This is a genomic window from Chryseobacterium taklimakanense, assembly GCF_900187185.1.
GTDB classification, from domain to species: Bacteria; Bacteroidota; Bacteroidia; order Flavobacteriales; family Weeksellaceae; genus Planobacterium; species Planobacterium taklimakanense.
The window spans coordinates 447,521-474,314 of the sequence record NZ_LT906465.1 but is presented as its reverse complement, the minus strand read 5'-3'; the positions used below and the strand labels follow the sequence as shown (position 1 = coordinate 474,314).

The window sequence follows — 26,794 nt, the reverse complement described above, 5'->3', positions numbered from 1 at the left end:
TAAAAAAGCGGTCATATCACCGCTTTGCGTTATTTTGCTTTTAAATTTATTTCTGTTTTGGCAAGTTTTGTTAAATCCTTGTCGCAGTTTTTTTCTTCTGCCAATGACTGTAAGAGGAGTGCGAGAACTTCTTTATGTTTCAGCAATTTTGCATACGTTGCCAGCGTTCCGTATGAAGCAATTTCATAATGTTCCACTTTTTGTGCGGCGGCAATAATCGCGGCATCGCGCACCGCACCTGGTTCCGTTTCCTCCATAATTCCTTCTGCTTCTTTTAGCAGGCCGTCCATCGCATCGCACTTCACAGCTTCAGGTTTCAGTTTCAGCGCTTTAAAGGCATCTTCCAGCCTTTTTACCTGACCTTTGGTTTCTTCAATGTGACCGTTGATGGCCTCTTTCAAACTTTTGGAAGTTGCATTTTTATACATTTTTGGAAGGTTTTTTACCAGCGCTTTTTCTGCCCAGTACATATCCTTCATACCATCGACCATAAAATCTTGCAGTTGTTCTGCTGCGTCTGCCTTCGGCTTTACTTTGCCGGCAGTAGTGGTTTTCTTTGCCATATTTAGTTTAATTTTTAATTGTTACTTCAAATGTATTTCAAAAAAACTCAACAAAACGGCAAAATTTTAATTATATAAAAGAATGATTATAAAGTATAAAAGAATGTCTTTATATTGTTAATTTTTCTTAAAATTTTAATTCTGCACTGTTTAACCGCAGCGAATTTAAAATGACAGAAACCGAAGAAAAACTCATTGCCGCCGCCGCAATCATAGGGCTTAAAAGAATGCCGAAAACAGGATAGAGCAGGCCCGCCGCAACCGGGATGCCCAAAGTATTGTAAATAAAAGCAAAGAATAAGTTTTGTTTGATATTTCTCAATAATTTTTCACTCAAAATTTTGGATTTTGCAACACCCAAAATGTCGCCTTTCAGCAAGGTGATTTCTGCACTTTCAATCGCGACATCGCTTCCTGTTCCCATGGCAATTCCAATGTTTGACTGCGCCAACGCCGGAGCATCATTGATGCCGTCGCCGGTCATTGCTACGATTTTTCCTTCAGACTGCAGTTTTTTTACGGCCTCCATTTTGTCCTGAGGAAGCGCGTTTGCAATGTATTTTATAATGCCAAGCTCGGCTGCGACCGCTTTTGCGCTGTGTTCGTTATCGCCGGTCATCATGATGACTTCGATGCCTTCTTTTTGCAAAAACTGCACTGCTTTTTTGGAAGTCGGTTTTATTTTATCCGAGAAAGAAAGGAAACCCAAAACCTGATGGCCTTTTGCCAAATAAGACACCGTATGCGCTTTATCGTGAATATCAGCAACTTTTTGTTTTAAATTTTCCGGAATCTGAATGCTGAACTGATTCAGCAGCGCTTCGTTCCCCAATAAAACAGTTTCGTTACTGATGACTCCTTTTACCCCTTTTCCGGTGATGTTTTCGAAATCTTCAACTTTGTAGGAATTGTCATTCGCAGTTTCCATTTTTATTTCAGAAGAATGCAAAGCGTCCATAATGGCTTTGGAAAGGGGATGTTCTGAGTTTTGATTGAGTGCTGCTGCGAGAGTTAAAATTTTGTTTTTATCAATATTTTCTAATGCCTCAATGTGCTCAAGCGATGGTTTTCCTTCGGTTAAAGTTCCGGTTTTATCGGTTATCAGCACGTTGATTTTGTCCATTTGTTCCAGAGCTTCGGCATTTTTGATGAGAATTCCGTTTTTTGCGCCTTTCCCGATACCGACCATCAAACTCATCGGCGTTGCCAAACCTAAAGCACAGGGACATGCTACAATAAGCACCGCAACAGCGTTTACCAGGGCCAGAATCATCCGGTTTTCACCACCAAAAATAAACCAAAGGATGAAGGTTAATATCGAAATGCCAATCACCGCCGGCACAAAAACCTTGGAAACTTTATCCGCCAGTTTTTGGATGGGCGCACGGCTGCGGCTTGCAGTGTTCACCATGTCGATGATTTTTGAAAGCAGAGTTTCATCGCCCACTTTTTCGGCAATCATGAGGAAAGTTCCGTTGCCGTTGATGGTTCCGGAAGTCACCTTATCATTCAGAATTTTCTCCACAGGAATCGGTTCACCTGTAATCATACTTTCATCAATGCTTGAATTTCCCTCAGTAATTTTACCGTCCACCGGAATTTTTTCGCCCGGTTTCACCCTTAGAACATCACCGATTTTTACTTCTGAAAGTGGTACTTTTCTCTCGGCGCCGTTCACAATTAAATTCGCTTCGTCCGGTGAAAGATTCATCAGTTCCTCTATCGCTTTACCGGTTTTCTGGTGGGCTTTGGCTTCCATTAACTGGCCTAAAATCACCAAAGTTAAAATTACGGACACGGCTTCAAAATAAAACGGAACTTTTCCTTCGTGCGCCATTTCGTGAGGCAGAATTTCCGGGAAAATTAAGGCAACCAAGCTGAACAGAAACGCCGCCGCAACGCCCAGTGCAATCAGCGAAAACATATTCAGGTTCCAGGTTTTGAAGGAACCCCAGCCACGTTTCATTAGAAACCAACCGGCATAAAAAAGAACCGGAAGCGTCAAAATCAGTTCCAAAATTCCCTGAATTTGATGAGAAAACGGCCAGTTGATCCACATTCCGCCCATTGACAGAATGAACACCGGAACCGTGAAGGCCAGGGCAATCCAGAATTTTCGTGTTAGAGTTTTTACGGTGTCATCCTCTGCCACTTCACCTGCTTTTCCGGGGATCTGCACCAAATCCATTCCGCAAACCGGGCAGCCGACGTTGGAATCATAGACCTTATCTCCCTCGCAGAACATGGGGCAGTAATATTTACCGGCGTTGCCTTTAGATTCGAGATTTGAGATTCGAGATTTGAGATTTTCTGCCGGTGGATGAGCATGATGGCTGTGATGTCCTTTGCTTGCTGCCACCAGTTCCGGGGTAATTTCCTTCAGATGCATATGGCAAACCGGACAGCCAGTGTCGGAATCATAGACTTTATCGCCTTCGCAGAACATGGGGCAGTAAAATTTCCCGATACGGGATTCGAGATTTGAGATTTGAGATTCGAGCGTTTTTTCGTTGGTTTTAAATCCGGCTTTTTCTTCAATTGGAACGAGGTACATATTGCAGACCGGACAGCGTTTTCCCTGCTGGAAATAAACTTTGTCACCTTCGCATTCCATCGGACAGTAATAAACAGAGCTCGGGGAAATGCGGTCTTTTGGGGGAATTTGAATGGTTTTTTCTGGTGAATTTAATTCTGCCAAAGCATAATTTCCGGCTTCTTTTAATTTGGAATTTAATTCATCTAAAGAAATTTCATGTTGAGAATGAATTTTAACCAATGAATCCTCAAGATTAACTTCCGCGTTAATTCCGCCGATTGAATTTAGAGTTTTTGATATTTTGTTTTGGCAACCGGAGCAAGTCATTCCGGTTACGTGATAGGTTCTTTCCATACGATTATTTTTCAGTTACAAATTTCGGGAGTCGAAATCGCAGGCAGTTACAAATATCGGGAAAAGACTTATGAAATTCAGAATTTGTCGAGTGGCATGCGGTTTTGGCCTTTCATCTTTTTAAATTCCGTTGGCGTGAATCCGGTTGTATTCCTGAATTGCGCCGAAAGATGCTGTACACTTTTGTACCCGAGTTTCCCGGCTATTTCGGTGAGGGAGAATTCGTTGTAGAAAAGCAGTTCCTTTACTTTTTCAATTTTTTGAAGGATGAAATACTGTTCCAGCGTGATGCCCTGGTTTTGTGAAAACAGTTTTGAAATCGAACTGTATTCGCGGTGCTGTTTGTCACTTAAAAATTCGGAAAGCACGAAGTCTTCGGAAATATCCAGTTCAGAAATCTTCCGGATAATGAGATTCTTGGTTTGCTCTATTTGTTTCTGCGACTGGTCTTCCAAAATTTCAAAACCGATTTTTTTCAGTTCGGCATCAAGATTCTTCAATTCCTTTTCATTCAGATCATTCTGAGTTTCCACCACGCCCAACCGAACGGAAACGGTTTCAGTTCCTAAATCTTTAAAAATTTGAGAAACCGCCATCTCGCAACGGCCACAAACCATATTTTTAATAAAGATTTTCAACGTGAAGGATTGTCAATATTCTGAAGTCTGTCGCTTATATATTCAATTTTCGTTTTGCCGTGTTTGGTAGGCTTTCCATGTTCATCCACGCCAACGAAAACAATTTTCTCGATGGTAATGATGGTTTGGCGTGTCATCATATTTCTTACTTCGCATCTTAAAGTAATCGAAGTATTGCCAAATTCTGTTGCTTCAATCCCAATTTCAATAATGTCACCCTGTTTTGCGGAACTTACAAAATTAATTTCCGAGATAAATTTAGTAACACAACGCGGTGTTTCCAGCTGAACAATGGCGTAGAGTGCAGCTTCCTCATCAATCCACTGTAATAACCGTCCTCCAAAAAGTGAATGATTTGGATTCAGGTCTTCAGGTTTTATCCATTTTCTGGTGTGGTAATTCATAACTTTTTATTTGATGCAAATGTAACGTTATATATCCTTGCATTCTTCATTTGTGTTCCTTTTTAGTTTTGTTTTAAAGTTTAAAATTATGAATTTTTCACCAATGATCATCAGAAGGAAAGCGAACGAAACAAAAGGGTTAAAACTCTCTAAATCGACTTGGCAAGAAGTACTGTCATAAAAAATCCGGCTTCAAGTAAAGTGAAGCCGGACTAAAAAATTATGAAAACTGTTTTATAAATCGTCCTCGCTGCCCATGGAATCCATATCATGGGTCATTCCACGCCTCCTCCAGGAATAATTTCTTTCGGAAGGCGACATATAGATATCATTTCGGGCTTTGTTGAGAATTCTTGCTCTTTCGCTCTCAGTAATTCCGTCGTTGTCTGTGCTGATGAATTCTTCTGCTTGAGTAGCTTCGGATGATACGTAATTTTTTGAAACATCGTTCACATCCAAAGCGCCGTTATCATTCATAATGTCTCTCGCTTTTTCTGCGCGGTCCATATCGTCAGTGTAAACGGTTACCACATTGCTTTTGGTACCGGCGTAGCTGTATCTTCTTCTTTCATCCGTGTCTTCACCGAACAGCCAGTCCCAAAATCCGCCTGTTTTTTCATCTTCGTCATATTCGAAACTGTCATCGATGTCGCTGTCGTAATCTCCGCTGTTGTTGTACCTGGAAACTGAGTAATCTTCTTTGCTGAAACCTGCTGAATCTAATTTATTTGAAGCAGTTTCGGCCATTTCATTGTTTGGGAACAATCCCACTACTGTATAAGCCATAACATTGTTTTTTAATGGTTAATATATTTGTGATTTGGTTACTTTACAGGCAACAAAAACCATGACAAATGAACTGGTTTCCCGATTTTTATATTTATTTAACAGATTGAGCATTGTTATGGCCTGAATATTAAAATATTTTAACAACTTATCAAATGTTTGATTAAAAAAAGAGCGAAAAACTAATTTTCACTCTTTTCAGTATTATCCGTTTTGCCGGTATCCGTAAGTTCAGATGATTTTTTAATATCTTCTTTTTTTATGTCCGGCGGATTTTGTTTTTCATTTGCTGCCGGAATATTCGGGAAATCCTGATTTTGCTTCTTGGTCTCCAGATTTGTGGTTTTTTCCGGAGTTTCTTTTTTGTCCTCGTTCATAATATTCTGTTTTAAAGTTTGGTTGTATCAATTTGCCCGGTTTCATCCTCGATGGTATATTTTAAGGCTTTTGCAAGGACAAAAATCTGGCTTAGGTTTTCGCTGAGCTGCTTTCTCCCAAGATCTCTCAAATAATTTTGGTTAACCGTTTTCACGGCGTTGTCCTTGGCATTATTCTGAATCTTTTTCAGGTCATTTTCATTAAAACGGTCAAAAAAGGAATCATCCATATTCTGAATTTCAACGCTGGGAGTGATCTTAATGTCGGCATTTGGCAGCTCACGGATAATCAGTTTTTTGTTGGCGCTGTCCACATCAATCTTCATTTTATTTAAATCATAAGACACCTGCGCATTGGTTTTGGTAAAGGTTACGATTTCTTTTTCCATGTTCGGTAGCAGACCTCCAAAAATCTGTGAAGTGACCTTCGTTTTCTGCATACTGCTGAAATCCTGTTCCACTACCACCATTTTATTCATTTTTTTAATCTGGTTGGTGATGATGTAGAAATCGTTCTGAATGTCCTCATTTTTTGGTTTAAAGGATTTCAGGGCTAAAAATAAGAGCAGCATCAGCAATGCTCCTCCTACAAATGCAAATATTGTATTTCTGTTTTTCAAGTTTTATTTTTTAAATAAATCTTTTACCGATGTATCGTTCTTTTCTATGATTTCCAGAAGGTCTTTTTCGATAAAGCCTGATTTTGGAAATTCAATAATTCTGCCAAATTCCTTACCATATTTTTTTACGATGATGGTCGGCACAAATTGTATGTTGTATAAACCTTCCTCACCGCTGGGCGACTCTTTTTTGCGGTTTACGGCAATAATGCTTAATTTTTCTGAAGGGAAATCCAGCTCATCCAGAATTTTCATCAGCCGCGGGAATTCCCTGTGGCTGTCGCTGCACCATGTCCCAATAAATACCACCAGCTGATACGATTTGAATTTTTTCTTTTTAAGTTCTGCCATTGTAGCCGCATCCAAGCTGTAACCGGAATATTCCTCATCGTACCAGTCGCTGTAAGGTTCTTTTTTAAACTGATCGATGGTTTGCGGGCCCAGCAGCATTTTTCCGTCTGTCTGGTTATCGACTTCGCGGTTTACTACGACTTTCTGCGCTTCGCAGGACTGAAGTGTAAGGGCGATCAAACCTACCGTAAATATGGATTTTATAATATTTCTCATAACCTATTTTTCTAAAATTGATCTTAAATCTGCCGGAGAATAATTTACGCTTTTCAAAACTTTACGGTCAGTCTTGCGGTGCACGTTAATTTTGTCCCCAGAAGTTTCTGAGTAAGCATCTTCGCCTTTATTTCTGTAGAATTCTATGGTTTTATCTGCTTCGTCCTGTGTGGAACACGCTTTCGACATGTTAGAGCGCTGCACCTCATTGAAGAGTTCTACAAATTTATTTCCTAAACCGAATTCCAAAACTGCGCCACTAAGAACGTATTGCAAATCGCACAGGGCATCTGCAACTTCAGTGATATCGTTGTCTGCAATCGCCTGTTTCAGCTCATCCAATTCTTCCTGTAAAAGCAAAACCCTTAAATCACATCTCTCTTTTGAAGGAATTTTCGGCGAATCTAAAATTGGAGCGTTAAAAGTTCTGTGAAATTCTGCGACCTGGTTCAGGCTGTCAATTTTTTCCATCTGATATTTTAAAGTTTAAAACAAATATAAAAAAAGCACCGGAAACCCGATGCCTTTATCTTTTAAGCAGTATTTTTTTATCTGGAGATATCCCTGCCGATCACCAGTCTCTGGATTTCAGAAGTTCCTTCACCTATCGTACAAAGTTTGGAATCCCTGTAGAATTTCTCTACCGGGAAATCTTTGGTATAGCCGTAACCGCCGAAGATCTGAACGGCGTTGTTTGAAATTCTTACACAGGCTTCAGAAGCGTAAAGTTTTGCCATGGCGCCTTCGCGGGTCATTTTCATTTTCGCATTTTTCATCGTGGCAGCTCTTCTAATGAGCAATTCCGACGCATCGATTTCTGTTGCCATATCGGCAAGCATAAAATTTACCGCCTGGAAATCGTTGATCGGTCTTCCAAATTGCTGTCTCTCCAAAGAGTATTTCAAAGCAGCCTTGTAAGCGCCTCTTGCTATTCCCAAGCTTAGGGCCGCGATAGAGATTCTGCCGCCATCCAGGATTTTCATTGCCTGTTTGAATCCTTCTCCAACTTCACCCAGTCTGTGGGAATCCGGAACTCTTACATTGTCGAAAATGAGTTCAGCCGTTTCTGAAGCTCTCATTCCCAGCTTATTTTCTTTTTTTCCTGAAGCAAAGCCAGGCATTCCTTTTTCCAGAACAAATGCGGTGGAATTATTTTTTGCGCCTTTTTCGCCGGTTCTGGTCATTACGACAGCGATGTCACCGGATATAGCGTGTGTGATGAAGTTTTTGGCTCCGTTGATGACCCAATCGTCGCCGTCCTTCACCGCAGTAGTACTCATACCTCCTGAATCTGAACCGGTATTGTGCTCCGTAAGTCCCCAAGCGCCGATAACTTTGCCCGAAGCCAGCTGTGGAAGCCACTTGTGACGCTGCTCTTCGTTTCCAAACTCATAAATATGATTGGTACAAAGCGAGTTGTGCGCCGCCAGCGATAAACCGATAGAAGGATCAACCTGCGAGATTTCATCAAGGATGGTAACGTATTCCTGATATCCGAGCCCTGAACCGCCATATTCCTCAGGAATAACGATTCCCATAAATCCCATTTCACCAAGCTGGTGGAAGAGTTCTACTGGGAAAGTCTGGCTTTCGTCCCAATCCATAATATTCGGGCGGATATTCTTTTCTGCAAAATCCCGTGCTGTTTCAGCAATCATCTGAAGGTTGTGATGTACTTCTGTATTCATAAAAATAGTTTGGTTCAAATATAATAAAAATGTGTCTTTTTTAATTTAATGTTAAGGCAAAAAAGATGATTAATATTAGGTTATTTTCTTATAAATGGAATTTATTAGCTTTTTATCTAATATATTCACAATATAAGCTATTTGTCTTATAATTTTGGTTTATAAGTTTATTTGCTTATTTTTGCCTAATGATTGCAGTAATTACCGGCGACATCATAAATTCTGAAAATTCCAACTCAGAAATTTGGCTCGATTCATTAAAAAAAATATTGATGAACTGGGGCAAAACGCCTGAAAAATGGGAGGTTTACCGCGGAGATGAATTCCAGATCAAATGTGATATTGATGAAGTTTTCAAAATATTTCTTGCGATAAAATCTCTGATCAAGTGCAATGAAAGCCTGGATGTGAGGATGGCAATCGGGATCGGCGAAGAGAATTTCTCATCAGAAAAAATCACCGAATCCAACGGTTCTGCTTACGTAAATTCAGGAAGACTACTTAATGACATAAAATCCGACGGCAAAACTTTAGCCATCAAAACTCCAAAAGACAGCGTAGATCAGGATTTGAACATCGTTTTCAAATGGTCATCCATAGATTTTGACAGTTGGACCCCGGCCGTGGCGGAAATTATTCACATTTTCATCATGAATTCCGGTATTACGCAGGAAGATATTGCCAAAAAACTCAATATTACCCAATCATCCGTAAGCCAGCGCCTGAAACGCGCCAACCTCGACCTGATTACCGAAACCGACAAATACTTCAGAAAAAAAATAGCCGAACTGTAGAATGCTCTTTATCAAACTCATATTGGCACATTTATTAGGAGATTTCATCTTCCAGCCTAATTCTTGGGTTGCCGATAAAGAAAGGGAAAAGGCCAAAAGCCTCTATCTTTATCTGCATACATTCATACATTTCGCTCTCATCATGCTCCTGCTATGGGATTTTCATCTCTGGTGGATTGCGGCTGCCGTGGCAGGATCACATTTCATTATAGATTTAGCGAAACTTCAGTATCAAAAACCAAACACCAGGAAGAACTGGTTTTTCATCGATCAGTTGCTTCACGTTCTGGTGATCGCTGGAATCACGCTTTATGTCATGAAATTTGATTTCAGCTTTATTGATAATTCTGATTTGTTGAAAGTGATTGCCGGTGCCGTTTTCGTTACAGTCCCGGCTTCAATCATTGTTAAAATGCTGATCTCGGGCTGGACGCCGGTAACGCCGAATCTAACTTCACCACAGACGGAATCTCTGGCAAATGCCGGGAAATATATCGGAATTTTAGAACGCCTTTTGGTTTTCATTTTCATCGTCGTAAACCATTGGGAAGGTGTTGGTTTTATGATTGCAGCAAAATCCGTTTTCAGATTCAGCGACTTGGCAGAAGCCAAACAGAGAAAACTTACAGAATATGTACTGATCGGCACTCTGCTGAGTTTCGGAATAGCTGTAATGACAGGAATTTTAGTGAAAATATAATTTAATAAAAGTAAAAAGGAAGCTGAAATGCTTTTGAAAAATTTTGAAAAATGAGCGAAAAACGTGAAATGCTTTACGAAGGTAAAGCGAAACAGATTTTCTTGACCGACAACCCAGAGGAAGTTGTGGTAAAATTCAAAGATGATGCTACGGCATTCAACGCGCAAAAAAGAGGTTCATTCGACAGAAAAGGCGAGATGAACAATGCTATAACAACTCTAATTTTTGAATACTTAAAGGAAAAAGGTGTTGAAACCCACTTTATAAAACAGCTCAATGACCGGGAACAGCTGGTAAGAAAGGTAGAAATCATCCCATTGGAAATGGTGGTAAGAAACTACGCTGCCGGTAGTATGGCGCAGAGATTAGGAGTGGAAGAAGGCATAAAATCCCCCGTCCCAATTTTCGATATCTGCTACAAAAAGGATGAATTGGGCGATCCGCTGATCAACGATTACCACGCGATTTTCCTTGGCGCTGCAACTAAAGAGGAACTTGATGAAATGTATGCCTTAACAGGAAAAATCAATCAGTTGCTGATTGAACTTTTTGATAAAATGAACATCATACTTGTAGATTTCAAAATTGAGCTTGGAAAAACCTCTGACGGAAAAATTATTCTGGCTGATGAAATATCACCGGATACCTGCAGGCTTTGGGACAAAGATACCATGAAAAAGCTTGACAAAGACCGTTTCCGCCGGGATTTGGGAGAGGTTACCGAAGCATACGTTGAGATTTATGAAAGATTAAAAACCGCTTTAAACAAATAATTTTCTGAAGGTAAATAATGAAAGATTTAAAAAATCAGAAAGAAGTATATCTAAATCAGTTCAAAACCCGGAGCTACGGGCGAAACCTCTTCCGTACGCAGGACGAGGAGCGCCTGGATGCACCGACTGAGGAATGCGGGATTTTTGGGCTTTACTCCGAAAATGATACCGATACTTTTTCGCTTTCACAATTCGGGCTTTTTGCACTGCAGCACCGTGGACAGGAGGCTTGCGGTATTTCTGTGATGAACAATAACAAGATCTTCAATATAAAAGATGAAGGTTTGGTTCTGGATGTTTACAAAGAAATACAGGAGCCGGAAACCTTCATGGGAAACGGGGTGATTGGCCACACGAGGTATACCACTGCCGGCGATAAGAAAAAATACAACTTCCAGCCGTTTTTCGCTAAAAATGAATATGACCAGATTATTCTTTCCATCGCACACAACGGTAATTTAACCAATGCCATGGAACTCAAAAAGGAACTGGAAGAAGAAGGTGTGGTTTTCAAGGCCACTTCCGATTCAGAAGTAATTTTGAGGCTTATCCAAAAAAATCTGGACCTCGGACTCCGTGGTGCCATCAAGGCAACGATGGACAAGATTGAAGGTGCCTATTCAGTGGTTGGAATTACGCGCAACAAATTTTTTGCCTTCCGGGATTTCCACGGAATCAGACCGTTGGTTCTGGGCGCCATGGATGAAAAAAGTTATGTCGTGGCCTCGGAAAGTGCAGCTCTGGATGCGGTAGGCGCACAGTATGTACGGGATATTTTACCCGGGGAAATTGTCTACACCAGCGAGAATGAAAAAGGGTTGCAGTCATTCCTGGTAAAAGAAAATTGCGAGCGGAACATCTGCTCTTTTGAATATATCTACTTTGCAAGGCCCGATTCCACGATGGAAGGCATTAACGTACACGAAATACGTGAAAAATCCGGAGAAAAAATTTGGTACCAGGCTCCTGTGGATGCTGATATTGTGATTGGCGTTCCAGATTCTGGCGTTCCGGCTGCAATCGGTTTTTCTAAAGTTTCGGGAATTCCTTTCCGTCCGGTTTTGATAAAGAACAGATATATCGGCAGAAGTTTTATCGTTCCCACTCAGGAAATGAGGGAGCGGATCGTAAACCTGAAACTCAACCCGATTATCTCTGAAATTAAAGATAAGAGGGTCGTGATCATCGACGACTCCATTGTCCGCGGAACAACTTCAAAAAGGTTGGTTAAGATCCTGAAAGATGCCGGTGTGAAGGAAATTCACTTCCGGAGTGTTTCTCCGCCAATCATCGCGCCTTGTTTCCTGGGCATTGATACGCCTTCAAAAGATGATTTAATTTCCGCTAATATGTCTGTAGAAGAACTTCGTAAATATCTGGGAGTAGACTCTTTGGAGTTCTTAACTATGGAAAACCTTACTGAAATCTTAGGTTCAGACAAACATTGCTTTGGATGTTTTACAGAAAAATATCCCGTGGAAAAAGGAGAAAATGTTGATTTGTTCAGATAGCCATTTACACCAATACAATCCGTCTCATAACTTGATGAGATGGATTTTTTTTGTGAGAGGACTTTTAATTTTTGAGGAAAAGATATGTTTGAAGGTGGCCTTTTAGGCCACTTTCTTCCTTAAGTTATGTGCAAGAGCGTGTAATCCGAACTCTATTTCGACTTTTTTGAGGGATTTTAGTGTAAACCTTCTAAACTGGTGGGCGTGTTTCATGTGGGCGAAGACGGCTTCCACGTCATAGCAGCGCCGTTTGCGTTTCCTGATGCCTTCGTCGCTTTTAAGGAGTTCCCGGACTTTTTCCCTGTGCCGCTCCAGATTGTGGTTGCGCTCCAGACTTCGGTTGTTTTTCGAGCCGTGGCACATGCTGCGTATCGGGCAGCCTTCGCAGTTTTTTGCCTGGTAGTGCGAAAGTTTTTGCTCAAAGCCGTTCTTGGTTCTCCTGCTGCTTTCGTGGGTTTTCTCCATCCGCTGCCCCATCGGGCAGACGTAAAAATCCTGTTCAGCGTTGTAATGCAGATGCTCTTTGCTGAAGGCCTTGTGCTTTAACTGGTAGTTCCCGTCCTGCTCCTTATCGAACGTGTTGTACTTTACATAGGCTTCAATGCCGCCCTGCTCAAGATATTCGTAATTTTCCTCGCTGCCGTAGCCCGCATCTGTGGTGATGCTTTCAAGCCCGGCGAAAACTTCTTCGCCGAAAGTTTCTTTAAAACCATCCAAATGATCAGGAAGCGTCGTGCTGTCGGTAGTTTGCTGGTGGATGCTGTAGTGCAGGATAAACTGGTTCTCGGTGGAGATCTGCGGATTGTACGCCGGCTTGAGCTGTCCGTTCCCCATATGGTCGTCCTTCATCCTCATAAAGGTAGCATCGGGGTCGGTTTTGCTGTAGGAGCCTCTTTCGCCTAAAATCTCTTCCTGAAGTTCGTACTTCTCCAGGTTCTGTTCAAAATTATTTTTAATATAACGAAGTTTGGCTTTGGCTTTTGCTTTCCCCTTCTTGTCCGGGATATCGCTGCCGCTGAGCTTTCTGTCGATACTTTCCACGGTTTCACGGATTTTCTCTTTGCTGATTTTGGTAAACTCCGGCGGCTCGGGATCCCTGTCCTCGGATGCGGCAATGTTTTGCGCGTAGGTCCAGAGTTCTTCCAGCTGCTGGAGCATCTTTGTCTTGCTTGTTTCTATAGATTTTTTCCACACAAAAGTATATTTTCCCGCCTGTGCCTCTATCTTGGTGCCATCCGTATATATTTCTTTCAGACTGACGAGTCCTTCGTCTGCCAAAAGCAGGACGACCTGACGAAAAATATCCTTGAAGGCATCCTGCAGGCGCTGGCTTCTGAAACGCGCAATGGTGTTATGGTCCACCATCTTCATTCCCGAAAGCCACATGAAGTTGACATTCTCGCGCACCAGTTTTTCAATCCTGCGGCTGGAATAGGTGTTTTCCATATAGGCGAAAACCATAATCTTGAGCATCATCTTCGGGTGGTAGCTCGGATTGCCTTCTTTTTTATAGGCTTTTAATAACGGTTCGATCTTTATCTTCTCAATGATATCGTTAACCACCCGAACCGGATGAGATTCCGGGATCAGGTCCTCAAAAGTTGGGGGAAACAAAAACAGCTGTGATTGATTATAGTCTTTGAAATTCATACATCGTATTGATTACCAGTACAATATACGAATTAATCTGAAAATAAACAACACTCTCTTGAAAAAAACCAAAAAAAAATCTGCCTCAGTTGTGAGACAGATTCTTTGTAATATTAAGTGTAATATGAGTGTTGTCTTTTTTCAGCAATTATTTTGCAAATTTATAAGCTAAACCTACTTGGAAAACATTGTTCTTAGAGTCTTTGTAAGGTTGTCCGTAAACATTATCATCCTTTCCGATTTTAGTCATACCCGCTACATATCTAGCAGTAAGACCTAACTGAGGAGTGAAATAGTAACCAGCTCCTAATCCAAGACCAAAATCAAAGGTGTTCAGATTGTCTTTAGCTAACTTCGTCCAATCATTCACTAAGGTATTATTATTACCATCCTTCAGTTTATTTTTAGCATTTACCAAAAAGCTAAACTGTGGACCTGCTTCTAAATAAAACTCTGGAGTTGCATTATACTGGAACATTACCGGTACAGAGATATAACCCAAATTAGTACTGTAGGAGTTATTGTCATTTTGTCCGTAAGTAATTTTTGAGCCAAGATCATTGTACAGAACTTCTGGCTGAATGCTGAAGTTTTCTGCAAGCGGAGCATTCATGAATACACCTGCATTAAAACCAATTTTAGAAGAGGTATCACTCAAAGTACCATCCTTGGAAATTGAAGCTACGTTCATACCTCCTTTAATACCAAACTGTTGAGCGAATGTTAGTGAACTAACTGCGATTGCCGCTCCTAAAAATAACTTTTTCATAATTTTTAAATTTTAATTAATTTCTTTATCAAATTTTACTGTCTGGATAGTGACAAGGACTGTGCCAAAAATGACTTTTAAGACAAAAAAAATGGCCGAATTTGAAAAATTTAATTGATAAAAAATAGGAAAAATCCTTTATTCATCGGGGTTTGCGTCTTTGTAAAAATTTAAACATTTGTTTATATTTTCTACATTGCATTGGTAGTCAAAGACAGAATGTCCTATAGAATTCAATAGAGAAAACTTGATTTCTCCTGTCGTATTTTTCTTGTCATTCCTCATCACACTCAGAATTTCGGAATTGGAAAATGCAGAGATATTGAGTTCAGGATAAAACCTTCTGAGATGTTGGATGATAATTTTTGAAGTGTTTTCATCAATCAGACCTTCATAAAAAGAAAGCTTTGTTTCGCAGATCATTCCCAATGCAACACACTCACCATGAGGAACAATCTTCCCTGACTTTAAAAACAGGCTTTCTACCGCATGCCCGATCGTGTGGCCAAAATTCAGGCTTTTACGTATATTTTCCTCTTTGAAATCTTTCTCCACCACAGTTTCCTTGATCTGCATCGACCTTGTAATGTAGGGCGATATTGTTATTGGCGTAAGTTTTACAATGCTGATTAAATCATGCCAGTGCTTTGCATCAGCAATCAGGCCGTGTTTCAGCATTTCTGCGAAACCGCTCCTCAATTCCTCAAAAGGCAGCGTTTTAAGGAAGGGGGGGAACACAAATATTTTTTCCGGCTGCGCAAAGGTCCCTACAATGTTTTTCAGAAACTGGTGATCGATTCCGGTTTTGCCCCCAATTGAAGCATCGCACATTCCTAAAAGTGTCGTCGGGATATTGATAAATTTTATTCCTCTTTTATATGTTGAAGCCACAAATCCGCCCAAATCGGTAATAACCCCGCCACCGAGATTGATTAAAAGAGATTTTCTATCAGTTTCAAATTCTGATAATATTTCCCAGAGCTGCACTGCAGTTTCTATATTTTTAAGCTCTTCGCCGGCTTCAATCTCAATAATTTCAAAGGGAACATCGGTTTCCATATTTCCCAGTAGCGTGGGAAGGCAGTATTGATGGGTGTTTTCATCAACCAGAATCAGAATTTTTCCTGGTTTTAAATCAAATATATAATCGTTAAGTGAAGTGAAACTTTCGTCGAGCAGTGAAATCATTTGAAATTATATTTATACAAAAGTAGTAATATGTTATTTTAATATTTTAAGGATTCATCAACTATTAGTAATTTTGATTTTTCAATTTTTTCTAATCAATTATAATGTCAATTTTCAACGATACTCAAATCGCTTTTAAGGATAAATCTACTGACCAACTGAAAAAAGCGCAATGGATGTTCAGAGCCATTGAAAATCCAGCCCTTACCAACATCGGAATTAATCTTTTGAATTTTACAGTTAAGAACAATTTTCCTTTTGTGGAAGGAGTAGTCCGCAAAACTTTGTTTGAGCAGTTTGTAGGCGGCGAAACCCGTGAGAAAAGCATGGAAGTGGTGAAAAAACTTTTCAAGAACCACATTGGGAGCATTTTCGATTACGCGATCGAGGGAAAGGAAGAGGAAGCGACTTTTGATCATACCTGCCAGGAAATTCAGCAGAACATCAAGTTTGCTGAAGGAAATCCTGCCATTCCATTTGTGGTTTTCAAACCAACCGGTTTCGGAAGGCTGGATCTTTATGCAGAAGTGCAACGCGGAAAAGAATTGACCAGCAGTGAAAAAGAAGAGTGGAACCGCGTGGTAAAAAGGTATGATGATGTCTGCAAACTCGCCTACGAAAAAAATGTGGTGGTGATGGTTGATGCTGAGGAATCCTGGATACAGACGGCAGTAGATAACCTGGTAAACGAAATGAAGGCCAGATATAACCGCGAAAAAGCCATCGTGTGGAACACCATCCAGATGTACAGAACCGGCCGTTTGGAATATCTGGCTGAAGATCTGAAACGTGCTGCTGAAAAAGGATATTTCCTTGGCTATAAATTCGTTCGCGGTGCCTATATGGAAAAGGAGCGTGAGCGGGCGGCGGAGATGAATTATCCGGATCCCATACAACCGAACAAGCAGGCGACAGACGATAATTATAACGCTGCGATTGCATTTGTGATCGATAATCTTGACAAAGTTTCAGGATATTTTGGAACTCATAATGAGAAATCTACCGAATTGGTGATGGATAAAATGCGTGAGAAAAATCTTGTAAATGACCATCCGCAGATTTATTTCGGCCAGCTCTACGGTATGAGTGATAATATTACTTATTTCCTCGGCAGTAAAAAATACAACGCATCGAAATATCTTCCGTACGGACCTGTAAAAGATGTGGTACCATATCTTACCAGAAGAGCGCAGGAGAACACTTCAGTAGCGGGACAAACCGGTCGGGAATTAGGTTTGATACAGAAAGAACTGAAGCGCCGCAGAGGTATTAACTGACAATTTTTTTTTTTAGATCATACCAGGAATGCGGGCTTTAGCCCGTTTTCTGTTTTGTTGATGTTGTTGGGCTTTTAATAAGTTCTGGTAAACCCAGAATTAATTCATTATTTTTGTTAAAACAATCAAACCGTTCCATTTCAGTGAGTTTTGCTCAGATCATTTTACCGTTGAATCTTACGGGGACTTTTACCTACAAAGTACCGGAAGAGTTACAGGGCAAAATTGAAGTAGGAATGAGGGTTTTGGTTTCGTTTGGGGGAAAGAAAATTTACACCGGCATCGTGGCTGAACTGCACGACAGAGCACCGGACACCTTTGCTCCAAAAGAAATCATAAATATTCTGGACGATTTTCCGATCTTGCCGAAAGAGCAAATTGATTTCTGGAATTGGCTTTCGGACTATTACTTCTGCAATATCGGTGAGATTTACCGCTTTTCCTTTCCGGGTTCTTTGAAATTGGAAAGCGAAACCTATCTCAAACTGAAACCGCACGCCGTCATCGATTTTCAGAATCTGGATGTGAATGAAATGTACCTCATCCAGGCCTTGGAAGTACGCCAGCTTATCAGTTTATCGGAGATTGAAGCTTTCATTCCAAAAAAGGAAATCGTAAAAACCATCAATTCGCTCATAGATCTGCAGTACATTGAAATTGATGAAAAAATTGCGGAGAAGTACAAAGCTAAAGAAATCGCCTTTTTAAAAATTAATAATGAGAAATCAGTTCTGAATAATCTGCCGGAAATCCTTTTGAAGCTGAAGCGTTCGCCAAAGCAGCAGGAGCTTTTTCTTTTAATTCTTGGAAAACAAACTGAAAATCCAGAACAGCAAATCAGAAAATCTGATATTTTTGAGGAAGGTGATTTTGCACATTCGCAATTGAAATCTCTGATGGATAAAGGTTTAATTGAGGAATATTACCTCCAGAAAGACCGTCTCGAAAGCTATGAAGGTGAAACTGAAGGAATTGAAGAACTTACCGACGCGCAAAAACAGGCAAAAACTGAGATTGACGCAGCTTTTAATGAAGAAAAAAATGTTCTTTTGCATGGGGTCACTTCTTCCGGTAAAACCCATATTTATTTAGAGAAGATTGAAGAAACGATCAATTCTGGGAAAAACGTATTATTCCTGCTTCCGGAGATTTCACTCACCAAGCAAATTACCAAAAGATTAGAAAGAAAATACGGCAAACAACTCGGCTTTTACCACCAAAAATTAACGGATTTTGAAAGGGTAGAAGTCTGGAGGAGAATTCGTAAGAATGAAATAAAAATCCTGATTGGAACCCGGATCGCACTTTTTTTACCCTTCCAAAATTTAGGATTAATCGTGGTTGACGAAGAGCACGACAGTGCCTATAAACCCCGTGAAGTTTCTCCATATTTCAATGCTAAGGACGCCGCTTTGGTATTGGCCAATTTTTATAATGCCAAAGTGATTCTCGGTTCTGCCACGCCTTCTGTAGAAAGCTATTGGCTGGCCAAAACAGATAAGCTGAAATATGTACAGCTCAACGAACGCTTCGGAAAGGTAAAATTACCTGAATTTGAGCTTGTGGATTTCAAGGAAGCACAGGATACCAAGAATGTAAACGGAAATTTTTCTGTAAAAACTCTTGAACAAATCCGCACAGTTGTAGATGAAAAAAAACAGGTGATTGTGCTGCACAACCGCCGCGGCTACGCCAATGTTGTGGAATGTGAAAGCTGCGGATACGTCGCATACTGCTCCAACTGCGATGTAGTGATGACTTATCATAAATTTTCAAACGAACTGAAATGCCATTACTGTGGGCATAAAGCTGCAAAGCCTAAAACCTGCCCCAAATGTTTCTCGGAAAACTTGAATACAAGAGGCGTTGGCGTAGAGCAGATACATGAGGAAGTATCCAGGATTTTCCCGGAATCGGAAGTTGACCGGATGGATGTGGACAGTATGCGCAAAAAATTTGCTTACGAAAAACTTTATGAGAAAATAGAATCCGGCGAAACCGATATCATTGTGGGCACACAAATGATTTCCAAAGGTCTGGATTTTGACCATATAGAGCTGGTGACAATTCCGCGAGCGGATCAGATGCTTTATGTTCAGGACTTCCGGGCAGAGGAACGGGCTTACCAGCTCATCACCCAGGTTTCCGGCAGGGCAGGGCGGGTTTCCGGAAAAGGGAAAATTATGATCCAGACTTTTAATCCGCATCATTCGGTTTTTCAGTTGATTAAAGAAAATGAGGTGGAAAAAATTTATCAGTATTTTTTGGATGAAAGAAAGAAATTTCATTATCCGCCTTATACCAGGACGATATTAATCGAGCTTAAACACCGAAAGGAAGATAAGGTGGACCGCGCCTCTAAATTTTTAAGTTCAATCCTTAGAAAATATCTTCCTCAGGAATGTGTTTTGGGCCCTGAAAAGTCACCGATAGGCAAGATCAATCTGCTTTATCAATACCAGATTTTACTCAAATTTCCGCGTGGTAAAAATTATACATCATATAAAAATTTTGTAACGAAAAGTTTACAGGAATTTGAGGATGTTGCCGCTTACAGGAGTATCAAAAAACTGATTTTTGTTGATTTTTAACTTTTTTTAACACATTTTTGGTAATTTTAAATGAGTCTAAGGCATTGGTTTTCACCAATAATCTTTACATTTGACCGTTTGATTATTCTTTTGATAAAATCTGTTTTAACTTTCACGCAACACAGATCATCAAAAAAGTAAAAGAATTTGAATGAAAAGAGTTAAAAATTATATTTCTGCCCTTGCTGTAATGGTCTCGGGGTTTACCATCGCGCAGTCGAGCAACATACCTTCTCACTACACTTCGATGTACGAGAACCAGGCAAGAACCTATGCTTCCGCGGAACCAGAAAAAATTGCTTTAAGTGTAAAAGACGAGATCGACATCAATATCAACCGGTTAATGAACGATCCTGTTCTACGCAACGCCAGCTGGGGATTTGTGGTGTATGATCCTAAAACACAGAAGATTGTAAGCTCATATAACGAGAATAGTGCTTTCGTTCCGGCATCTACCACCAAACTTCTTACGACGGATACCGCCCTTTCGCTTCTTGGCCCGAAATTCAGATGGATGACGCAGCTTGAGTACACAGGCGATATCGATGCGGACGGTACACTGAACGGAAACCTGTACATTGTTGGCAGCGGCGACCCCTCACTGGGAACGAGAAAAGCAGGAGCCAGTTCGTACACTGATATTGTGACGGATTTTATTTACGCTATGGCCGACAAAGGCATCAGAAAAGTTACCGGCGATATCATCATCCAAACTGCAGTTTTCAAAGAAAACAAAATGGCCTCTTTACCTGCAAACATCGTGTGGATGGAGCACAACAACTACTATCTGCCGGTGGGAACCACACAGGGTGTAGATCCAAGAAACGAAAAACTGACGGTAAAACAGAACAATCCTTTCGAGCAAACCAAAAAATATTTCTACATTTCGCCATATATCAACAAACTGGTTTATGCTGATACTTTTGAAGGTAACTGGATTACGACATCATTACCGGATGCACCGAATTACCTAGCGACAGCTCTAAGGAATTCGATGATAAAAAGCGGAATTCCGGTTACAGGGAAAGTGACTGCCAAAATGGTAGACCGCCAGCCGGAAACCAGAAAAATTATCACAGCTTATAAATCTCCCACGTTGAAAGATATCGTTTACGAAACCAATCAGGTGAGCGATAATGCCCTTGCAGAATCACTTTTGCGTATGGTTGGATTTCAGAAATGGGGTGATCAAACCTTGGAAAGCGGCAGAGCTGCTGTAGTAGATAATTTGAAAGGTAAAAATTTTGATACCTCATCTCTGGTTTATATCGATGGCAGCGGCCTTTCAAGAAGCCACCGGGTGACTCCCATCTCTCAGGCTAAATTTTTGGCTAATGAAATGAATGAGCCTTATTTCAAGGATTTTATGGAATCATTGCCAATTGCAGGTCAGTCAGGAACTTTGAAAAGAATGTTTTTTGGTGAATCTTACGGGCAGATATTTGCAAAAACCGGAACCCTGAACAAAGTAAAAACTTTAGCTGGGTACATTAAAACCAGAACCGGGAGAACATTGACTTTTTCGCTGCTAATCAATAATTACGCAGGATCAGTGGACCAGGTAAAAGACAGAATGGAACAGCTTCTGAATCCCACTGTAAATTTGTAAAGATAAATTTTTGTATATTGAAACTCTCATCATCAGATGGGAGTTTTTTTTTGTTCAATTTCGTAAATTAGCCATCAATAAAAATAAATCTATGATATCTAATAATTTCCTCACAACACTTCAGAACGAACTTCAGAATATTGAAAATGACGGACTTTATAAAAGAGAAAGAATTATTACCTCTCAGCAATCGGCAGAAATCGTGGCCAACGGCAGGACTTTGCTGAACTTTTGCGCGAACAATTATCTCGGTCTCTCAAATAATAAGGAAGTGATAAAAGCGTCTCAGGATGTAATCGAATCGCACGGATACGGGATGTCTTCGGTACGTTTCATCTGCGGTACGCAGGATATTCACAAAGAATTGGAGGCTAAAATTTCCGAATTCCTTGGTATGGAGGACACAATTCTTTATGCCGCGTGTTTTGATGCCAATGGCGGTGTTTTCGAGCCCTTGTTTACGGATCAGGATGCCATTATTTCAGACGAACTCAACCATGCTTCGATTATCGATGGAGTAAGGCTTTGCAAAGCTGCGAGATACCGCTACAAAAACAATAATATGGAAGATTTGGAAGCGCAGTTGATTGAAGCCTCCAAACAGAATCACCGTTTTAAAATTATTGTAACCGACGGCGTTTTCTCCATGGATGGGATTGTTGCCAACCTCAAAGGTGTTTGCGATCTGGCAGAAAAGTACGATGCCTTAGTAATGGTTGATGATTCGCACGCTACCGGATTTATCGGAAAAACCGGTCGCGGAACTCATGAAGCCAATGAGGTGATGGGCAGAGTAGATATTATCACTTCTACGCTGGGTAAAGCTCTGGGCGGCGCTATGGGTGGATTTACTTCTGGTAAAAAAGAAATTATAGATATGCTGAGACAGCGTTCCAGACCATATTTGTTTTCTAACTCACTGGCTCCGGGAATTGTCGGAGCGGCCCTAAAGGTGTTGGATATGCTTTCTGCCGATACCTCACTTCGTGATAAAGTGATGGAGAATGCAGAATATTTCAGGACTGAAATGAAAGCCAAAGGGTTTGATATTCCGGACGGCGACGCTGCGATTGTCCCGGTGATGCTGTACGATGCGCCGCTGGCACAGAAAATGGCAGAAAAAATGATGGATGAAGGTATTTACGTGATCGGATTTTTTTACCCGGTTGTACCAAAAGGCAAAGCAAGGATTAGAGTTCAGCTTTCTGCGGCACATACAAGAGAACACCTCGATAAAGCGATTGCAGCTTTTGAGAAAGTTGGAAAGGAATTGGGTGTAATTTCTTAGATAAAATTTAAACCTTCTTTAACCGGAACGTTTTCCTTTTACAAATTATTTCAACATATGTAGAGTGAGTTTTGAAACTATGAAAAATTCTATATTAATTCTTTTCATGTTTTTTATGATTTGCTGCACACCGAAAAAGGTAAATCAATACGTTAAAATAAACGGTGCACAGCTACGGGATGGGCTTTGGTTAGAGAGCTACGATTCCGACATCGGGAAACTGCAGGCTAAAGGAAGGTACTATAAAGGTGAAAAAGTCGGAATCTGGAAAACGAGTTTTCAAGGTAAGAAATATCAAAAGGATGTGATAAAAGATGGAATTATAAAAACCAAAATATATCATGCGAACGGGAAAATTATGCAGAAGGGTCAAAGCAGAACTGATATTTCGTCAAATGAAAGGCACTGGTATTATTTCGGCGACTGGAAATATTATGATGATAAGGGAAAGATTTTATTCATCAGGAAATATGTTTTGGGAAAGAAAGTTGACAGTATTAATATGAAAAAATGAATATCTGTTGATTTACTTTTTTTAATTTCATAAAATTCTCCAAGATCTCATTACGGAGGTCTCAAAGTTTCTTCGATGTCGAAGGCTTTTGCAGATATTCGTGAGTTGTACGTCATTTTAAAACCACCCTCAAATCTAAATAAGTGACAAAATTTCAAAAAAGCGTAACATTTATTACTTCAATAATTGCGACTATAGGATTTTCGATCTGGTTGTATAATGAGAGAACTTATGAACCAGCTATTGGACTAATAATAAGTTTAGGTGGAATAATAAGTTCACTGACAGTAAATAAAAAATACAAAAACCGTAGAATTAAGGGAGAGATAAAATTTGATTACAGCAACAATAATGGAATATACATAATTGGTGAAAACGAATTAACTTTTGAAACAAAATGGTCAAAAGCAAGCGACCAATCTATACATTTATATAACGACCCTAATGTTATTTCAGGAATTGCTATTGCCAATAGCGTGTATGATATCGAAAATATAAAAGATGCGAGTCAATACGACTTTTCTTCCCGAAGTAGAACCGTAGAAAAACACGGAATTGCTGTTCTAAAAAATAAATATGGAAATTACGCGGTTATTAAAATTTTAGAGATAAAAGATAATTCTCGTGGGGCTCTAAAAGATGAATTGCATTTTAAATATCTGATTAATCCCGATGGTAAAACCGACTTTTCTTAAAATTAATTTGAAAAAATGACGTACAACATAGTATTTCTATATGCGGGGGTGAATGTTAGCAATAGAACTATTTTTAGAAAATTGCTCTAAAAATTGTTACAGAGCTCATGATTATTACGAGGGATCCAACAACGATAAACATTTTTCGTACGGGAAGTTTTGCGGTAAGCATTGCTGAGAAAGGTGCAGTAACAATCCCGCCGATCAGAAGCCCCAGAACTATATTCCAGTGCTGAATTCCTAGGGTGAATACAAAGGTTACGGCACTCGTCACAGTGAGTAAACATTTTGAAAGAGTAGAGCTTCCAACAACATACCGTGGAGTTCTGCCATCCTTCATTAATGTGCCGGTAACCAAAGGTCCCCAGCCACCGCCTGCGAAAGAATCGATAAAACCGCCTGAAAATCCGAGCACACTAAGTTTTTTAGCAGATTTCTGTTTCCTGATATTTTTAGTTTTATTTTTAAAAGCGTTCCGAAGTATATTGATCCCCAGATAAAACGTATAGCAGGAAATAATCGGTTTTACAACTTCGCTGTAATGCTTACCAAAATAGGTGAGTGCCAAAGCACCGATGATGGCTCCGAGAATGGCAGCCGGTGCAAGAGCTTTCACCAGTTTCATATTAACGTTTTTCAATTTATAATGGCTTATACTACCTGCAGCGGACGTAAAGGTTTCAGCAGAATGAATACTGGCACTCACCACCGGAGGCGCAACATTCAGCATTAGGAGAATTGTGGTGCATATTACGCCGTATCCCATACCCATACTGCCTGCCACTACTTCGGCGAAGAATCCTGCTGCAAGCATTTTATAAAAAATGTGATTGTCTTCGCTGAGGAAAGCTTTAATATCGGGCCATAGCTGGAAATTCACAATGATAAACGAGAAGATTGCAAGAAAGACCAAAACGCCAATAATCCCCAGATAGATATTGGCCCGGCGCTGAACTGCTTTGTTTACTTTTGCGAGGTTCTCCAATTCAGCTGCTGAGTCTTTTGGCTTTTGTTTCTGATCGAGATATTCTGCGGTAATCCGGTCTAGTTCCCTAAGCTCATCATCAATATTATTCATCAGAGGGTTTTTCTGAACAAACTTCAGTCTTTCAATCAACCCGTCAATATCGTTGGGAATACTGTTTTCAATAATTCTGTGAAGCCGTGAAGTAACTTCGGGAGAAATATCGTTAGATAAAATGCCGAGGTTAAAACTGCTGGTTTCGATTACCGAAACAGGAGAGAAATCGCTGATTTGTGGTTTACCTGTCACGCAGACCAGAATACTCCTTTGTCGAGAGAGACTCAGTACATATTGCTCATATTCATCATCATTGGTGGCAATGATCAGTAATGAAAGATCATGAAGGTCTTTGGCTTCGATGTTTCTATTGTACAGCTTTATCTGAGGATACTTTTCAGCATACTTTTTCAGCGCCTCTGAGATTTCTAAATCAAAAACCCTGATTATGCTCTCTTCAGAAGTGGTACAGACAGATGTAACAACGTCCAAAACCGTTTTATTGCTACCCACAATAACCAGCGGTAATCTTTCCACATTCAGAAAGAACGGAGGTATTCTATTTAGACGGTGTTCGTTCATAAGATTTAAACAATCATTACTGCGCCAACGGTCGAATTGCCCGTTTCGTCAACTAAAATAGCTGTACCCGTTGCGATATTTTTGTCGTAGGAATCAAAAACTATGGGAGAAGCAGTTTTTATGCGAACGCGAACCACCTCGTTCAGTTTTACAGAATCTGTTACCGCAGTTTTTTCAAGGGTATTAACGTCGATACGGTATTCTATTTCACGAATGACGGCTTTAACCAAACGGCTTTTATGCTGAAGGAAATATTTGTTTCCCACATTCAATTCCTTTTTATCAAGCCAGCATACCACTGCATCAAGTTCATTTTCCACGTTAGGCAGATTATCCGGTTTTACAAAATAATCGCCACGTGATATGTCAATATCGTCGTTAATATGAATCACCGCCGGCTGATGAGCAAATACTTCATCCACTTCTTTACCGCCGGTTTCCACTTTAGAAATGATGGTCTCAATATTCTGTGGAAGAATGGTAATCTTGTCCCCCTTTTTGTATGTTCCGGAAACCACGTGGCCCGCATATCCTCTGTAATCGTGCAGTTCTTCGGTTTGGGGACGGATTACAAACTGAACCTGAAATCTCGGATTTTCGTAATCAATGTCTTCGCTTACTTCAACGTTTTCCAGAAATTCCAATAAGGACGGTCCGTTATACCAATCCATTTTATCAGATTTTTCAACGATATTATCTCCGTTAAAAGCAGAAATAGGAATGTAATTGACATTTTCCAGTCCAAGTGTTGCAGCTGCTTTGGAATAGTCATCTTTAATTTTATTGAAAACTTCTTCGGAATAATCGGCCAAATCCATTTTGTTGACGGCCACCACCACGTGCTTCATTTTCAACAGAGAAGCAATGATGGAATGCCTTCTGGTTTGCTCGATAACGCCGTTTCGGGCGTCCACCAGAATAATGATCAGCTGTGAATTTGATGCGCCCGTAATCATATTTCTGGTATACTGAACGTGTCCCGGAGCGTCTGCTATGATGAATTTTCTTTTCGGAGTGGAGAAATATCTGTACGCAACATCGATGGTGATACCCTGTTCACGTTCGGCCCGCAGTCCGTCAGTCAAGATGGCAAGGTCGATGCCGTCTGCATTTTTATTTTTTGACTGCTTTTCCAGTGCTTCCAGCTGATCCACCAGGATGCTTTTGCTGTCGTAGAGCAGTCTTCCAATCAGTGTGCTTTTGCCGTCATCCACGCTTCCGGCGGTAATAAATCTTAAAATATCCATATTATGGTAGAAAATTTTTCAGAATGAGTTATCAGAGAAACAGCGATTAACC

At 40.3% G+C, this 26,794-nt stretch carries 25 protein-coding genes; 10 read left to right on the top strand and 15 right to left on the bottom strand.

Annotation, left to right across the window (positions count from 1 at the left end; translation table 11 throughout):
• Positions 1-29: 29 nt before the first annotated feature.
• The 10 genes from CKV81_RS02340 to CKV81_RS02295 all read right to left on the bottom strand — a co-directional run bounded on the left by CKV81_RS02340 (position 30) and on the right by CKV81_RS02295 (position 8,533).
• Positions 30-563: a ferritin-like domain-containing protein gene (locus tag CKV81_RS02340; protein ID WP_095070037.1), complete on the bottom strand. Its 534-nt coding sequence runs from the start codon at positions 561-563 to the stop codon at positions 30-32.
• Positions 564-690: 127 nt separating this feature from the next.
• Positions 691-3,453: a heavy metal translocating P-type ATPase gene (locus CKV81_RS02335; RefSeq protein WP_095070033.1), complete on the bottom strand. Its 2,763-nt coding sequence runs from the start codon at positions 3,451-3,453 to the stop codon at positions 691-693.
• Between the two features lie 77 nt (positions 3,454-3,530).
• Entirely contained in the window at positions 3,531-4,091 is a 561-nt protein-coding gene (locus CKV81_RS02330; protein ID WP_095070030.1) for a helix-turn-helix domain-containing protein, read from the bottom strand.
• On the bottom strand, positions 4,088-4,495 hold the full coding sequence (locus tag CKV81_RS02325) for an acyl-CoA thioesterase (protein WP_095070026.1): 408 nt from the start codon (positions 4,493-4,495) through the stop codon (positions 4,088-4,090). Before CKV81_RS02325 ends, CKV81_RS02330 begins: the two co-directional genes overlap by 4 nt.
• A 234-nt stretch (positions 4,496-4,729) precedes the next feature.
• Positions 4,730-5,281: a hypothetical protein gene (locus tag CKV81_RS02320; protein WP_095070023.1), complete on the bottom strand. Its 552-nt coding sequence runs from the start codon at positions 5,279-5,281 to the stop codon at positions 4,730-4,732.
• Between the two features lie 182 nt (positions 5,282-5,463).
• On the bottom strand, positions 5,464-5,658 hold the full coding sequence (locus CKV81_RS02315; RefSeq protein ID WP_095070019.1) for a hypothetical protein: 195 nt from the start codon (positions 5,656-5,658) through the stop codon (positions 5,464-5,466).
• An 11-nt stretch (positions 5,659-5,669) separates the two neighbouring features.
• Positions 5,670-6,278, bottom strand: coding sequence for a DUF4230 domain-containing protein (locus tag CKV81_RS02310; RefSeq protein WP_407641676.1), 609 nt, complete (start codon positions 6,276-6,278; stop codon positions 5,670-5,672).
• A 3-nt stretch (positions 6,279-6,281) separates the two neighbouring features.
• Positions 6,282-6,845, bottom strand: a complete 564-nt coding sequence (locus CKV81_RS02305) for a TlpA family protein disulfide reductase (RefSeq protein ID WP_095070014.1) — start codon at positions 6,843-6,845, stop codon at positions 6,282-6,284.
• A 3-nt stretch (positions 6,846-6,848) separates the two neighbouring features.
• On the bottom strand, positions 6,849-7,316 hold the full coding sequence (locus CKV81_RS02300; RefSeq protein WP_095070013.1) for a pyrophosphohydrolase domain-containing protein: 468 nt from the start codon (positions 7,314-7,316) through the stop codon (positions 6,849-6,851).
• Between the two features lie 77 nt (positions 7,317-7,393).
• Positions 7,394-8,533: an acyl-CoA dehydrogenase family protein gene (locus tag CKV81_RS02295; protein WP_095070012.1), complete on the bottom strand. Its 1,140-nt coding sequence runs from the start codon at positions 8,531-8,533 to the stop codon at positions 7,394-7,396.
• A gap of 188 nt (positions 8,534-8,721) precedes the next feature.
• On the opposite strand from CKV81_RS02295, the gene CKV81_RS02290 reads away from it, so the two are divergent.
• Genes CKV81_RS02290 through purF form a run of 4 tightly spaced genes read left to right on the top strand, consistent with a single transcriptional unit; the run spans position 8,722 to position 12,311 of the window.
• Entirely contained in the window at positions 8,722-9,327 is a 606-nt protein-coding gene (locus tag CKV81_RS02290) for a SatD family protein (protein ID WP_095070010.1), read from the top strand.
• A 1-nt stretch (position 9,328) separates the two neighbouring features.
• Positions 9,329-10,027: a DUF3307 domain-containing protein gene (locus CKV81_RS02285; RefSeq protein ID WP_095070009.1), complete on the top strand. Its 699-nt coding sequence runs from the start codon at positions 9,329-9,331 to the stop codon at positions 10,025-10,027.
• Between the two features lie 50 nt (positions 10,028-10,077).
• Positions 10,078-10,800 (top strand): phosphoribosylaminoimidazolesuccinocarboxamide synthase, encoded by a 723-nt coding sequence (gene purC, locus CKV81_RS02280; protein WP_095070007.1) that lies wholly within the window; start codon positions 10,078-10,080, stop codon positions 10,798-10,800.
• 17 nt (positions 10,801-10,817) lie between these two features.
• Positions 10,818-12,311, top strand: coding sequence for an amidophosphoribosyltransferase (purF, locus tag CKV81_RS02275; RefSeq protein ID WP_095070005.1), 1,494 nt, complete (start codon positions 10,818-10,820; stop codon positions 12,309-12,311).
• Between the two features lie 102 nt (positions 12,312-12,413).
• Here purF and CKV81_RS02270 read toward each other — a convergent pair whose 3' ends face one another.
• The 3 genes from CKV81_RS02270 to aroB all read right to left on the bottom strand — a co-directional run bounded on the left by CKV81_RS02270 (position 12,414) and on the right by aroB (position 15,918).
• On the bottom strand, positions 12,414-13,961 hold the full coding sequence (locus CKV81_RS02270; protein WP_095070003.1) for an IS1182 family transposase: 1,548 nt from the start codon (positions 13,959-13,961) through the stop codon (positions 12,414-12,416).
• Between the two features lie 148 nt (positions 13,962-14,109).
• On the bottom strand, positions 14,110-14,730 hold the full coding sequence (locus CKV81_RS02265; protein ID WP_095070001.1) for a porin family protein: 621 nt from the start codon (positions 14,728-14,730) through the stop codon (positions 14,110-14,112).
• Positions 14,731-14,868: 138 nt separating this feature from the next.
• Positions 14,869-15,918, bottom strand: a complete 1,050-nt coding sequence (gene aroB, locus CKV81_RS02260; RefSeq protein WP_095069999.1) for a 3-dehydroquinate synthase — start codon at positions 15,916-15,918, stop codon at positions 14,869-14,871.
• 104 nt (positions 15,919-16,022) lie between these two features.
• On the opposite strand from aroB, the gene CKV81_RS02255 reads away from it, so the two are divergent.
• From CKV81_RS02255 to CKV81_RS02230, 6 genes are all read left to right on the top strand, one after another.
• Positions 16,023-17,195, top strand: a complete 1,173-nt coding sequence (locus CKV81_RS02255; RefSeq protein WP_095069997.1) for a proline dehydrogenase family protein — start codon at positions 16,023-16,025, stop codon at positions 17,193-17,195.
• Between the two features lie 143 nt (positions 17,196-17,338).
• Complete coding sequence (gene priA / locus CKV81_RS02250; RefSeq protein ID WP_095069995.1) at positions 17,339-19,786, top strand: replication restart helicase PriA; 2,448 nt, start codon at positions 17,339-17,341, stop codon at positions 19,784-19,786.
• Positions 19,787-19,937: 151 nt separating this feature from the next.
• On the top strand, positions 19,938-21,395 hold the full coding sequence (gene dacB, locus CKV81_RS02245; RefSeq protein WP_095069993.1) for a D-alanyl-D-alanine carboxypeptidase/D-alanyl-D-alanine endopeptidase: 1,458 nt from the start codon (positions 19,938-19,940) through the stop codon (positions 21,393-21,395).
• A 91-nt stretch (positions 21,396-21,486) separates the two neighbouring features.
• A complete protein-coding gene (kbl, locus tag CKV81_RS02240; protein ID WP_095074151.1) occupies positions 21,487-22,683 on the top strand; it encodes a glycine C-acetyltransferase in 1,197 nt (398 codons plus the stop codon).
• Positions 22,684-22,762: 79 nt separating this feature from the next.
• Positions 22,763-23,197: a toxin-antitoxin system YwqK family antitoxin gene (locus CKV81_RS02235; RefSeq protein WP_095069991.1), complete on the top strand. Its 435-nt coding sequence runs from the start codon at positions 22,763-22,765 to the stop codon at positions 23,195-23,197.
• Positions 23,198-23,340: 143 nt separating this feature from the next.
• Entirely contained in the window at positions 23,341-23,892 is a 552-nt protein-coding gene (locus CKV81_RS02230) for a hypothetical protein (RefSeq protein WP_095069989.1), read from the top strand.
• Between the two features lie 73 nt (positions 23,893-23,965).
• On the opposite strand, the gene CKV81_RS02225 is transcribed toward CKV81_RS02230, so the two are convergent.
• Both CKV81_RS02225 and CKV81_RS02220 read right to left on the bottom strand, forming a co-directional pair.
• Positions 23,966-25,495, bottom strand: coding sequence for a TSUP family transporter (locus tag CKV81_RS02225; RefSeq protein ID WP_095069987.1), 1,530 nt, complete (start codon positions 25,493-25,495; stop codon positions 23,966-23,968).
• Positions 25,496-25,500: 5 nt separating this feature from the next.
• Positions 25,501-26,742, bottom strand: coding sequence for a sulfate adenylyltransferase subunit 1 (locus CKV81_RS02220; protein WP_095069985.1), 1,242 nt, complete (start codon positions 26,740-26,742; stop codon positions 25,501-25,503).
• Positions 26,743-26,794 lie beyond the last annotated feature (52 nt).

Bases quoted from the DNA above. Each gene is read 5' to 3' on its own strand.
- CKV81_RS02340 (WP_095070037.1), bottom strand. From the start codon at position 563: ATGGCAAAGAAAACCACTACTGCCGGCAAAGTAAAGCCGAAGGCAGAC.
- CKV81_RS02335 (WP_095070033.1), bottom strand. From the start codon at position 3,453: ATGGAAAGAACCTATCACGTAACCGGAATGACTTGCTCCGGTTGCCAA.
- CKV81_RS02325 (WP_095070026.1), bottom strand. From the start codon at position 4,495: ATGAATTACCACACCAGAAAATGGATAAAACCTGAAGACCTGAATCCA.
- CKV81_RS02320 (WP_095070023.1), bottom strand. From the start codon at position 5,281: ATGGCTTATACAGTAGTGGGATTGTTCCCAAACAATGAAATGGCCGAA.
- CKV81_RS02315 (WP_095070019.1), bottom strand. From the start codon at position 5,658: ATGAACGAGGACAAAAAAGAAACTCCGGAAAAAACCACAAATCTGGAG.
- CKV81_RS02305 (WP_095070014.1), bottom strand. From the start codon at position 6,845: ATGAGAAATATTATAAAATCCATATTTACGGTAGGTTTGATCGCCCTT.
- CKV81_RS02300 (WP_095070013.1), bottom strand. From the start codon at position 7,316: ATGGAAAAAATTGACAGCCTGAACCAGGTCGCAGAATTTCACAGAACT.
- CKV81_RS02295 (WP_095070012.1), bottom strand. From the start codon at position 8,533: ATGAATACAGAAGTACATCACAACCTTCAGATGATTGCTGAAACAGCA.
- CKV81_RS02290 (WP_095070010.1), top strand. From the start codon at position 8,722: ATGATTGCAGTAATTACCGGCGACATCATAAATTCTGAAAATTCCAAC.
- CKV81_RS02285 (WP_095070009.1), top strand. From the start codon at position 9,329: ATGCTCTTTATCAAACTCATATTGGCACATTTATTAGGAGATTTCATC.
- purC (WP_095070007.1), top strand. From the start codon at position 10,078: ATGAGCGAAAAACGTGAAATGCTTTACGAAGGTAAAGCGAAACAGATT.
- purF (WP_095070005.1), top strand. From the start codon at position 10,818: ATGAAAGATTTAAAAAATCAGAAAGAAGTATATCTAAATCAGTTCAAA.
- CKV81_RS02270 (WP_095070003.1), bottom strand. From the start codon at position 13,961: ATGAATTTCAAAGACTATAATCAATCACAGCTGTTTTTGTTTCCCCCA.
- CKV81_RS02265 (WP_095070001.1), bottom strand. From the start codon at position 14,730: ATGAAAAAGTTATTTTTAGGAGCGGCAATCGCAGTTAGTTCACTAACA.
- aroB (WP_095069999.1), bottom strand. From the start codon at position 15,918: ATGATTTCACTGCTCGACGAAAGTTTCACTTCACTTAACGATTATATA.
- CKV81_RS02255 (WP_095069997.1), top strand. From the start codon at position 16,023: ATGTCAATTTTCAACGATACTCAAATCGCTTTTAAGGATAAATCTACT.
- dacB (WP_095069993.1), top strand. From the start codon at position 19,938: ATGAAAAGAGTTAAAAATTATATTTCTGCCCTTGCTGTAATGGTCTCG.
- kbl (WP_095074151.1), top strand. From the start codon at position 21,487: ATGATATCTAATAATTTCCTCACAACACTTCAGAACGAACTTCAGAAT.
- CKV81_RS02235 (WP_095069991.1), top strand. From the start codon at position 22,763: ATGAAAAATTCTATATTAATTCTTTTCATGTTTTTTATGATTTGCTGC.
- CKV81_RS02225 (WP_095069987.1), bottom strand. From the start codon at position 25,495: ATGAACGAACACCGTCTAAATAGAATACCTCCGTTCTTTCTGAATGTG.
- CKV81_RS02220 (WP_095069985.1), bottom strand. From the start codon at position 26,742: ATGGATATTTTAAGATTTATTACCGCCGGAAGCGTGGATGACGGCAAA.